The following is a 10,403-nucleotide window of genomic DNA, read 5'->3' as shown; positions in this document are numbered from 1 at the left end:
CGGCTCCGGTCACGTTGCCGAGCAGGCCGGTCACGGGCGCCAGCAGTCCGCCCGTGCCGCCCGCGCTTCCCGTCAGGCCGCCGGTCACTCCGCCCAGACCCAGGGTACCGGTCAGCGAGGCTACGGCGGCCGTGGCGTTGTGCAGTGTCGAACCCAGGGGGTTGGGATTGGACGGCGAGGCATGGAGCACGCCGCCCGCAGTGTTGAGCGCGCCGCCCAGGTTCCGCACTACATCGTTAAGTCCGGTCGCGTTTGCCGGCAAGGCGCTGCCCAGATTGGTGACGGTGCCGCCCAGGCTGCTCAGCAGCCCCGCCACCGGCGCGCCCAATTTGGCGCCATCGCCCACTTGCTGCGTCAGACCGGTAACCTTGGCGACCAGCGGGCTGGCAGTCGAATCGAGTGCGTGGCCTACACCGCCCAGCAGGGGTTGCAGGCCCAGCGGCAACACGTTGTCGACGGCCTGGCCAGTATTGCCCAATGAGGGTTCCAGCAGTCCCAGCGCAGGGCCGCTCAAGGCCTCTCCGGTCAGGCCGCCAACCACTTGCGTCACGGGCTGCAGCAGGCCGCCCTGGCCCGATAGCGCCCCAGTCAGGGCGCCTACAGCGCCTGTGGCGTTGCCCAGCACCGTGGTCAGAGGATTCGGGTTGTTCGGGTTCGCATTCAACAGGCCGCCGGTGCTGGCCACGGTCTTGCCCAGGCCGTCCACCAGGCCTCCGACTCCGGCGCCCAGACCTCCAGGCAGTCCCGTGCCCTTGACGCTGGTGCCCAGGTCGCTGACCAAGCCGCCCACCTGTTTGACGACGCCGTCGGCGGGCTGGCCCAAGCCGGTCGTGGCGCCGATCTGCTGAGTCAGGCCGACGACGGTGTCCGCCACCGGCTTGATCGTGGGATCCAGCGCCTTGCCCACGCCGCCCAGCGTCGTGTCCAGATTGAGGGGCAAGGTGTTGTCGAGCGCCCCGCCGGTATTGCCGAGCGTGGTTTCCAGCAGGCCGCTCACGCGTGGCGGGTTGGTGCCGCCGCCGGGGTCGGTACCGCCGCCGGGGTTGGTGCCGCCGCCAGGGTTGGTGCCGCCGCCAGGGTTGGTGCCGCCGCCAGGGTTGGTGCCACCGCCGGGGTTGGTGCCGCCGCCAGGGTTGGTGCCGCCGCCAGGGTTGGTGCCACCGCCAGGGTTGGTGCCACCGCCGGGATTGGTGCCGCCGCCAGGGTTGAGGCCACCGCCGGGATCAAGGCCGCCACCGCCCGGGTTGGTCGGGATGTCCGTTCCAGGGAGGCCCGCGGTTTTCTTGCCGCCGCCGCCACCGCCGCAGGCGGCCAGGGCGCTCACAAGCGCAGTGGCCATGACGGTGGCAGTCAGGATGCGTTGCAGGCGGCGCGTGTCGGAATGGGTTTGCATGGCGAACTCCTTTGGTTGGAAGAGTCAGGCGTCGAAACAACCCGATACGCTTCCTCATGCACAAACCATGCCAAGATTTTTCATGCCCCGTGCAAAACCGTGATTTCGGCAATTTCACGTAAATTAAAACGCTTTGTTATCAATGGGATATTCACGAAAACGAGGGTTTTCCTGAGGCCTGAAAATTCCCATTTTTGCGATCGCGTGGAGCCTGCGACTGTTACGCAAAACCGGTCATCCGACGTTACGTTACGTCGGACGTTACGTAACGCCGATGACGCTGCTCAATAGAAAACGCCCGTCGCGACGGGCGTTCATCTGGCGCTCAGCCGCGTCCTCCCGGGCTGCTAGAACGCGTCGTAGAACAGGGAGTAATTGGCGTTGAAGCGCACGTTGCGGTCATTGTTGACCGTGGCTGACCCCACCGGCTTGGCGACGTTGAAGTCGAACAGGTAGTACTTGTCGTCGGTAAAGCGCAGGCCCAGGGCAAGCGACGACAGGTGCCGTTGGTTCAGCGTCTGCAGATCCTTGTTGTTGTACCAAGTGCGCGCGTAGTCGACCAAGGCGTAGGGCTGCACGCTGGAAAGGTATTCCCAGCCCACGCCGAAGCGGCGATTGATCTCCGCCGACACGCCCACGCCCTTGTCGCCGCTCTGCTCGCCCTGCGGATAGCCCATGGCGTAGCGCCAACTGCCGTACGAGACCTGTTCGGACGAAGGCAGGATATTGCTGGAGTACTGCGCAGCGCCGGAGAAAACCAGGCCGATCTGGGCGGGCAGCACGAAGGTCTGCCTGGCGTTCAGGTTGTAGCGGGTGAAATCCAGGTCCAGCAGCGGGGTGGCGGAATAGCCATAGTTGGTCGAGATGTCCTTTTTCGCGCCCGCGGCGTCAAAACCCTTGGCTACGCTCAGCGTGACGTCCGTGGCCTTGGTCTCGGACACCTGGATGTAGCGCATCTCGGCGGTCGCCGCGCGTACCTGCGCATCCTGCTGCAACCATCGGTCGGTGCTGCGGGCCTCGTACCGGTCCTTGGAATTGGCCGCGTAGACGCCCAGGGTTCCGGTCAGCGAGCGGGTGTTGTTCAACAGGAACGGATAGCTCACGCCGACGCCGATGCGGTCGTTCTTCACGCGCCGCTCGAAGCCCAGCATTTCGATCGCATCGTCCTGGGGCCGCGCATCGTAGTGATAGCCGTCGATCTTCAGCGCCAGGCCGTCGGCGCCGAGCGGCACGCGGATTTCCCCCGACACGTACTTCACGTCATCGGTATTGAAGGGCACCGAAGCGGTCAGCTTCACTTGCTCGCCCAGGGGCGTCAGGCTGTTGGTCGCAAGATTCACCACCGGCTGCATGCCGGTGCCCAGGTCCGCAATGCCGCCCGTCAGGCTGACGGGTTGGCGGCTGGCCGCCAGCATCAGTTCGGTCGCGCCGTCGGCGCGGCGGGGCAGGTCCAGGCTGGGCGTGAATTTGACGCCTGGCACGGTGCGCATCAGGTTCAGCTGGCGTTCCAGCGTGGCTTGCTTGAGCGGCCTTTCCTCCTGCAGGGGCGCGGCCAGCGCCTCAAGCCTGTCTTGCGCATTGCCGATATCGCCTTCGATGCGCACGTTGGCGATGTAGCCCTCGACCACCGTCACCACCACCAGGCCATTGGCGAAGGTCTGGTTCTGCAGCAGCGCAAAGGAAAGCGGAAAGCCCTTGTCGCGGTAGAGCTGGGTGATCTTATCGACCTCCTGGACCAGCTGGCCCAGGCTGATCTCCTTGCCCGCAAGCGGGCTCAGCATTCCCGATACTTCCTCGAACGGAATCGCGCGCACGCCGCTGACGTCGAAGTTGCGGGGCACGATGCGCTGCGCCAGCCTGGCCTGCAAGGCCAGTTGCTCCGGCGTGGCGGTCTGGACGTAGGGCGGGGGTTGCGTCGCCGAAGGAGGGCGCTCCAGCCGCGGCATGGCATCCACCGGGTTGCCGCGCAATGGGCCTTCCGCCCGGGCTGGGGAGCCTGCCGCCACGATGCACAAGAGGGCGAGGCAAAGCGGACTCGCCGGGGACATGCTTCTCTTGCCTTTTTCGTCTCTCATTTCCGCTGGCGCTTCTGAACGGATAGCCGATCCCGACCGAGTATCGGATGGAAAAGGGTTGCAACAGTGTTAGGAAAAAGTTGCATTTACCGGTGCTCGTATGGTGCCAGTATTTTCGGCAGAATGACAATTAATTTCAAATTCCGTCTTGGAAAAGGCAGTGCGTTTTCATTATTTCGAAATATTTCCTTGTTGCGGGATATATTTTCCAGTCAAGATAAAGCCCGTTCAGCTGTTTTTATTAATGTTTTCGAAAACTTAGGAGCGTTCGTTACACATCTTATGTCGCAATATCGCGAAATTCAGTGAAAACCCTGATGTGTATGATTTGGCAATATATAAACTAAAGATACGTATCAAAAATACGCAAAATGTGTGAACCCGCCTGGAGGCAAAGATGGCTGGGGATTACTGCAAGAAGCACTGCAATTGCCTGCCGGCCGCGCGTCGGCACTGCCGCTTGCCACACGAGGAGCGTTCATGAGCCCGGGAGACGTCGTTCCGCTCTCCTTCAATGGCGGCCTGGTGGCGCTGTCGTTCCTGATTGCGGCGTTGGGTTCGTATGTGGCCCTGCTGGCCGCCGCGGGCATCCGCGCGGAAACCCAGGACGGCGAAATCCGCATCGGCTATATCGTCATCGGCGCCGTGGCCATGGGCGGCGTGGGTATCTGGAGCATGCATTTCATCGGCATGCTGGCGCAGAACCTGCCTTTTGAAGTCGGTTATCAGGTTGGCCTGACGATACTCAGCTTCGTGGTCGCCGCGGGGTTTTCCGGCTGGGCGTTCTGGTATGTCGGGCGCGACCGTTTCACTTTTCTTCGCTGCCTGGTCGGCGGCTGCGCCGCGGGATTCGGCGTGGCTTCCATGCATTATGTGGGCATGAGCGCCGCGCGCATGCCGGCGGTATTGCTCTGGAATCTGCCGCTGGTGGTTTTGTCGGTGCTGATCGCCGTCATCGCGGCTACTGCCGCACTGTGGCTGGCCTTCAATACCCAGAATGAACGCCAGCGCATCGGCGCGGCCATTTTGATGGCCATCGCCGTCTGCGGCATGCATTACACCGGCGCGGCTGCGGGCGCGGTCATCTGCACGACCCCGAACGACGCCATCGGACTGCATGTAGGCGGCGCCATGCTGCCGTATATCGCTTTCGCGTTGTCGATCGTCACCTTGCTCCTCATGCGCTGGCATTTGCAGCGCGCCTCCAAACGCTTTCGCGCGCGCACGGCGCAGCGCATCGACTCGATCATTGAATCGGCCCCTGGCGTGGCGACGGACAGATTGCCCGGCGCCACGCCGGGGCCGGGTTAGCTGGACCCTGGACGCGCGCTGCGGAAACGATGGCGGTGCGTGGGCGGTTCCAGGCTTTAGGGGGCTGGCTCTGCATTTCGAGGAACGGCCCCGGTCATCAATCGAGACCCATGGAGCTCGACATGAAAGCAACACTTGCGCAGTTCTGGAATGACGAAGAAGGCATCACCGCCCTGGAGTACGGGCTGATCGCGGGAATGGTGGCGGTAGCGCTGATTGTCGCGGTGGGGGCCTTTACCGGGTCCTTGAAAGGCATGTTCGAGGAACTAGGCACCAAGCTGGACAACGCCAAGACCGGCACTACGCCTCCTGCTGGGGGTAGCAGCGGTTAAACCGCGAACTCGTCCGCGTCGTGGCGGCGGGGTGCTCCTGGCCGCCGCGGCGCGTACCCGCAACATGGCATCACTTGATTGAAGGAGTCCGTGCCCGTCTGGCGCGCCCATCGTCGTATCCGTCTTTTCAGAAGGTCTAGCCTTGTATCCAGGGGTAGTGCTGTGGTGGCTGTTGTTTGCATGCTGGATTCTGGCGCTGATCCATGCCGATCTGCGCTATCGCCGCGTCCCCAACCGGCTGATCATCGCGGGACTCGCGGGCCAATTGCTATGGCTGCTGGCGGCCCTGCTGGCGCCTGGCTGGGCCTATCCGCCGCGATGGTCGGGCTGGCTGATGGCGCTGGCCGGCTTTCTGGTCGCGGTGCCGTTCCTGCCGTTGTGGCGCAGGCGCCTCATGGGAGCAGGGGATATCAAGGCCATCGCCGTGCTCGGGCTGCTGCTGGGCTTCGCGCCGCTGTTGGTGACGCTGGCGCTGGCGAGCGTGCTGGCCGGCCTGCATGGCCTGTTGTACCTGGCGGTTTCGCGGGTCTGGGCGCTGAGCAACCGGGCGCGTCAGATTCCCTACGCCGCGTATCTGGGCCTCGCCGCCTGCAGCGCGGTTCTTATTCCGTGGAGTTCGCCCTGGTATTCGTGGTGTTCTTCCTGGTGTTTTACGGGATCCTGACGTATTCCCTGGTGGTCGCCGCCCAGCATTCCGTGACGCTGGCCGCGCAGGACGGCGCGCGCAAGGTCCTGCAGTGGCAGGCTGGCGCCGCGTCGTTGACCGCAAGGGCCGAGGCCGGACGCGATTCGGCGCTGTATCAGGCGGAATGGATCAGCACCATGTCCGCGGCGCCGGTGCAGGTGGCGGTCTGCGGCAGCGCGGGGGCGTTGAGCAGCGCGGCCGGCGGTGCCTGCAGCGGCTTGCCGCTGGCGCAGGACCAGATCGAGGTTTACGTGTCCTATGCGTACGGCGCCCATCCGCTCATCCCGTCCGTGCCGCTCTTGCAGGCGGCGCTGATGCCGGCCTCCAGCGTACTGAGCGCGCGCGCCACGGTGCATCTGGGCAACGCGCTGGGCGGGGGAGGCTGAGATGCGCGCCTATCCGCAACGCCCCGAGGGCAAGGCGCCACGCCAGCGCCAGCGCGGCGTCGCGGCGCTGGAGTTTTCGCTGACGTTGACCTTGCTGCTGCTTTTCATCTGCGGCGTGGTCGGGTTCGGCGCGCTGTTCTGGATGCAGCAGCAGTTGGCCGCCGCCGCGGCCGATGGCGCGCGCGCCGCGGTCTACGCCCGTTTCAACGGCCAGGCCGACGTGCCCACGGCAGCCTGTCTGGCGGCGATGGGTAGCTTTTCCGCCGGTTCGGCGGTGTTGTGCAGCACGACGCGGGCCCCGTGTGCCTGGACCGGGGCGGGCGGCAGGCAAGCCGATTGCGCCACCGTCGCCATGACCTACAACACCCAGTCCTGGCCGCTATTGGAGATCGTGCGCGGGCTGATCACCGCCTTGCCGGGCACGAACCGGAACTGGGTGCCGAGCCGCTTGCATTCGCAGGCCGTCGTGCAGATTTCGCAGGGGACACCATGAGCAGTCTGAGCAAGATCGTTGCGGGTATGTTGCTGGTGGCGGGCCTGGCGCTGGCCTTCGTGGCGTGGCGGCTGGCTTCGGCGCCCGCGAGCCCTCCGGCCAGCGTGGCGCCCGCGCCGGTCGCGGCGGCGCCCGCGGAGCCGGTCAAGCTCCATCCGGTGGTGGTGGCCCGCGAGCCGATACTGGCGGGCTCGCGCATCGACAGCGCGAGAATGCTGACGGTGGCGCAATGGCAGGTGGCGCTGTCCGGCGGCTTTGCCGACATCGCGCCGCTGGAAGGCGCGGTGACGAAGGTCGACATCGCCGCGGGCGATCCGATCGTACCCAGCTTGTTGACGCAAGGGCTGGCGCGCCAGCTCAAGCCGGGCGAGCGCGCCGTCGCCATTTCGGTGGACGAAGTGATCGGCGGCGGCAACCGCATCGTTCCAGGCGACATGGTGGACGTGTTCTTCATGATCGAAAAAAGCGCCGAGGTGGCCGTCGGCCAGGCTCGCCTGCTGCAGTCGCAGGTGCGCGTGCTGGCTTACGGCCGGGCCTCGGTGGAAGGGCCGGATGAAAAGTCGGCCTTGCAGCAGGGCGGCCCGGGGCAACCGGCGCGTACCGCGGTGCTGGCCGTGCCGGTCGATCGCGTCAATGAATTGATGCTGGCCAGCCGTGCTGGCCGCCTGCAGCTGGCGCTGCGCCCGGTGGGCGACGACAGCATGCCGGACGCGCAGCTGTTCGCGCAACGCGGCACGGTATTGCCGGTCCGCGCCGATCTGACGCCGGCGCAGCGCGAGTCGCTGCTGTCGGGCCCCAATCGCGCCTATGCCGGCGAGAGCCTGGTGCAACTGGACGGCACGACGGCCGCGGCGCTGGCGCCTGCGGCCCGCGCCGCGAGCCGGCCGCAGGGCACAGGCGGCGGCCGGACAGTGGAAATCATCCGGGGAGAGAAATCCGAGCGCGTGCGCTATTGAACGGGGCTGCGGGCGGACCAGGCGCTGGCCGCAGCCGGACTTATTCCATCATCGGGTCCAGCACTATGAAGAAACATCAGCGCACCACCATGATCTGCCTGCTGTCGGCCGCGGCGGCGATGACGCACGCCGGCCCCGGCCAGGCACAGAGCGCGGCGCCCGCGGCCAGCGCGAGCGCGCCGGTCCGCGACATCTCGATGGCGGTGAAGGGGCAGCAGACCCTCATGCTGGATGGCGGCGCGCCCACGCGCATCGCCATCGGCGATCCCGACGTGGCGGATGTGAAGGTATTGCCCGCCAGCGGCAAGCGCGCGGGCTCCGTGCTGCTCTATGGCAAGAAGCCCGGCACCACGCAGTTGCAGGTCTGGACCGGCAACAACGCCGCGCCGCAGATCTGGAACGTCCGCGTCGGCGGCAGCGTGCAGGGCGCGCTGGCGAGCCGCGGCCTGGGCGGCGGCGCCAACGTCGATATCGCGGACGGACATGCCGTCGTGTCGGGCCACGCCGAATCACAGTTGGGGCAGATCGCGTCGGCCACCATGGCGGCGTCCGCCGTGGGCGGGGAAAAGAACGTGGTGGACATGTCCACCGCCGGCGCGGGCGGCGTGGTGCAGGTGGAAGTCAAGGTCGTGGAAGTGTCGCGTTCGGTGATGAAGGCGGCCGGCATCAGCTTCACGGCCAGCAACGGTCCCTGGAGCGGCGGCAGCTCCACCATGCCCGCCAGCCTGGGCGGTCCGTTGGCGGCGGGGTTCTCGCTGTTCTACGACTCCAACAATTTCTCGGCGCGGCTGCGCCTGCTGCAGACCAATGGCATGGCGCGCGTCCTGGCCGAGCCGACCCTGGTGGCCCTGACGGGGCAGAGCGCCAGCTTCCTGGCCGGCGGCGAACTGCCGATTCCGCAGGCCGGCGGCCTGGGCACGGTCAACGTGACCTTCAAGCCCTTCGGCATCGGGCTGACCGTCACGCCCACCGTGCTGTCGCGCGACCGCATTTCGCTGAAGGTCGCGCCCGAGGCCAGCGAACTCGACTACACCAACGGCATCGCCATCAACACCAGCGCGGACACCAGCACCATCATCCCGGCCCTGCGTACCCGGCGCGCGGACACCACCGTCGAACTGGGCGATGGCGAGAGCTTCGTGATCAGCGGCCTGGTGTCGCGCCAGACCAAGGCCATGGTCAACAAGGTGCCCATGCTGGGCGACCTGCCCATCATCGGGGCTTTCTTTCGCAGCGTCGACTACTCCCAGGAGGACACCGAGCTGGTCATCGTCGTGACCCCGCGCCTGGTGCGCCCCATCGCGCGCGGCGTGGCCCTGCCGCTGCCGGGAGCCAAGCAGGAGCAGACGGACACGGCGTTCAACGCTTGGGGCTACTACCTGACCGGCCCGGTGGGCGGCCAGCAAATGCCGGGCTTTTCACGGTGAGCGATATGAAGACACATGCCAGCGAATGGGTGGGCCTGCAAAACGGCACGCGGTTCCTGTTCTGCTCCCAGGGCAACGCGGTTGCCGCGCAGCTGGGGCAGGCCTTGGGCGACCTTGGGATGCTGACCCAGGAATCGCCCCGCATAGAGGAACTGGCGCGGCGCCTGACGGAGATCGCGCCGCAGGTGGTGTTCCTGGATTTCACCCTGAGCGACGACGAACCCGGAAAACTGTTCAAGTCCGCGGAACTGGCGCGCTTGCTGGCGCGCATCGCGCCGACGGTGCCGCGCGTGGCGGTGGGCTTCCTGAGCCAGCCGGAGGGCGCGATCGCCGCCTTGCGGGCGGGCGTGAGCGATTTCGTCGATCCTTCGGTGGCGCCGCAGGAGATCAAGGAAGTGGTGCTGCGCTTGCTCGACCGCCCGTCCAGCGGCCGCATGGACGGCACGCGCCGCAGCGTCGTGCTGCTGGGCGCGCGTCCTGGCGTGGGCACCAGCACCTTGGCCGTGCATCTGGCGGGCATGGCGCAGGACCGCCTGAAGCTGGCGCAGGTCCAACGCGCCGCCGCAGCCGGAGCCAAGGCGCCCAAACCCTCCGGCGAGCCGCTGCCCCTGTCCAGCCGCGTCGCGCTGATGGACCTGGGCTGGCCCGTCGGCGACTGCCAGCTCTACCTCAACATCGGCGGCGACTTCGACTTCGCCGAGGCCGCGCGCAATCTGCGCCGCCTCGATTCCACCCTGCTGGGGTCGGCCATGGCGCATACGGCCAATGGCCTGAGCGTGTTGTCGCTGCCGCGCGACGTGGGCCAGATGCGCGACGTGTCGCAGTCGGATTCCTTGCTGGTGTTCGAGCGCATGCGCCAGCATTTCTCTGTCGTGGTTGCCGATACGGGCGGCTTCACCAATCCCGAATTCGTGTCCGGCCTGGCGCGCGCCTCGCAGCTGAACTGGATCGTGACCGACCAGAGCGTGGGCGCGCTGGTGTCGCTGGCCGGCCTGTTGCAGGAACTGGAGCAGCTGCACGTGGAACGGCGCAGCCTGGGCCTGATCGTCAACCGCTATGACGAGCGCTACGGCATGACCGCGCAGCAGATCGCCGAACGCTTCCAGCTGGAACTGGTGGGCACGCTGCCGGACCGCACGCTGCCCCTGATGGTGTGCACCAACCGCGGCCATCTGCTGCACGAGGAAGCCGAGCGCGATGTCTATGTGCGCGCGGTGCAGGCGCTGGCCGAACGCCTGTGCGCCGAAGAGAGCGCGGCCGGCGGACGGTCAGGCTGGCTCGCCACCTGGCTGCCCGGCGTGCACCGCCGCATGGTGGTCGGTTGACGGACGGACAGACAGAGGGT

10 protein-coding genes are annotated in these 10,403 nt (G+C 66.5%); 8 read left to right on the top strand and 2 right to left on the bottom strand.

The window, feature by feature from the left end; genetic code table 11:
• Positions 1 to 1,393, bottom strand: a 1,393-nt coding sequence (locus BRO63_RS21050) for a collagen-like triple helix repeat-containing protein (protein WP_088141657.1), incomplete at its 3' end; no start/stop codon positions are given.
• A gap of 347 nt (positions 1,394 to 1,740) precedes the next feature.
• Positions 1,741 to 3,339, bottom strand: coding sequence for a ShlB/FhaC/HecB family hemolysin secretion/activation protein (locus BRO63_RS21045; protein ID WP_373557788.1), 1,599 nt, complete (start codon positions 3,337 to 3,339; stop codon positions 1,741 to 1,743).
• 609 nt (positions 3,340 to 3,948) lie between these two features.
• Between BRO63_RS21045 and BRO63_RS21040 the strand changes: the two genes are divergently transcribed.
• The 8 genes from BRO63_RS21040 to BRO63_RS21005 all read left to right on the top strand — a co-directional run bounded on the left by BRO63_RS21040 (position 3,949) and on the right by BRO63_RS21005 (position 10,383).
• A complete protein-coding gene (locus BRO63_RS21040) occupies positions 3,949 to 4,779 on the top strand; it encodes an MHYT domain-containing protein (protein WP_088141656.1) in 831 nt (276 codons plus the stop codon).
• A gap of 122 nt (positions 4,780 to 4,901) precedes the next feature.
• Complete coding sequence (locus BRO63_RS21035; RefSeq protein ID WP_088141674.1) at positions 4,902 to 5,111, top strand: Flp family type IVb pilin; 210 nt, start codon at positions 4,902 to 4,904, stop codon at positions 5,109 to 5,111.
• A 142-nt stretch (positions 5,112 to 5,253) separates the two neighbouring features.
• Positions 5,254 to 5,775, top strand: a complete 522-nt coding sequence (locus BRO63_RS21030; RefSeq protein ID WP_088141655.1) for an A24 family peptidase — start codon at positions 5,254 to 5,256, stop codon at positions 5,773 to 5,775.
• Entirely contained in the window at positions 5,721 to 6,182 is a 462-nt protein-coding gene (locus BRO63_RS21025; RefSeq protein ID WP_088141654.1) for a TadE/TadG family type IV pilus assembly protein, read from the top strand. Before BRO63_RS21030 ends, BRO63_RS21025 begins: the two co-directional genes overlap by 55 nt.
• Before the next feature lies 1 nt (position 6,183).
• Complete coding sequence (locus BRO63_RS21020; protein WP_088141653.1) at positions 6,184 to 6,675, top strand: TadE/TadG family type IV pilus assembly protein; 492 nt, start codon at positions 6,184 to 6,186, stop codon at positions 6,673 to 6,675.
• A complete protein-coding gene (gene cpaB / locus BRO63_RS21015; protein WP_088141652.1) occupies positions 6,672 to 7,631 on the top strand; it encodes a Flp pilus assembly protein CpaB in 960 nt (319 codons plus the stop codon). The genes BRO63_RS21020 and cpaB overlap by 4 nt, the downstream gene beginning before the upstream one ends.
• Positions 7,632 to 7,696: 65 nt before the next feature.
• On the top strand, positions 7,697 to 9,058 hold the full coding sequence (locus BRO63_RS21010; RefSeq protein ID WP_088141651.1) for a type II and III secretion system protein family protein: 1,362 nt from the start codon (positions 7,697 to 7,699) through the stop codon (positions 9,056 to 9,058).
• Entirely contained in the window at positions 9,055 to 10,383 is a 1,329-nt protein-coding gene (locus BRO63_RS21005; protein ID WP_179215168.1) for a pilus assembly protein CpaE, read from the top strand. Before BRO63_RS21010 ends, BRO63_RS21005 begins: the two co-directional genes overlap by 4 nt.
• Positions 10,384 to 10,403 lie beyond the last annotated feature (20 nt).

Origin of the sequence: Achromobacter xylosoxidans (assembly GCF_002192695.1) — a bacterium.
GTDB classification, from domain to species: domain Bacteria; phylum Pseudomonadota; class Gammaproteobacteria; order Burkholderiales; family Burkholderiaceae_B; genus Achromobacter; species Achromobacter xylosoxidans_C.
This window is presented reverse-complemented; position numbering and strand designations above follow the sequence as displayed.

Bases quoted from the DNA above. Each gene is read 5' to 3' on its own strand.
- BRO63_RS21045 (WP_373557788.1), bottom strand. From the start codon at position 3,339: ATGCCGCGGCTGGAGCGCCCTCCTTCGGCGACGCAACCCCCGCCCTAC.
- BRO63_RS21040 (WP_088141656.1), top strand. From the start codon at position 3,949: ATGAGCCCGGGAGACGTCGTTCCGCTCTCCTTCAATGGCGGCCTGGTG.
- BRO63_RS21035 (WP_088141674.1), top strand. From the start codon at position 4,902: ATGAAAGCAACACTTGCGCAGTTCTGGAATGACGAAGAAGGCATCACC.
- BRO63_RS21020 (WP_088141653.1), top strand. From the start codon at position 6,184: ATGCGCGCCTATCCGCAACGCCCCGAGGGCAAGGCGCCACGCCAGCGC.
- cpaB (WP_088141652.1), top strand. From the start codon at position 6,672: ATGAGCAGTCTGAGCAAGATCGTTGCGGGTATGTTGCTGGTGGCGGGC.
- BRO63_RS21010 (WP_088141651.1), top strand. From the start codon at position 7,697: ATGAAGAAACATCAGCGCACCACCATGATCTGCCTGCTGTCGGCCGCG.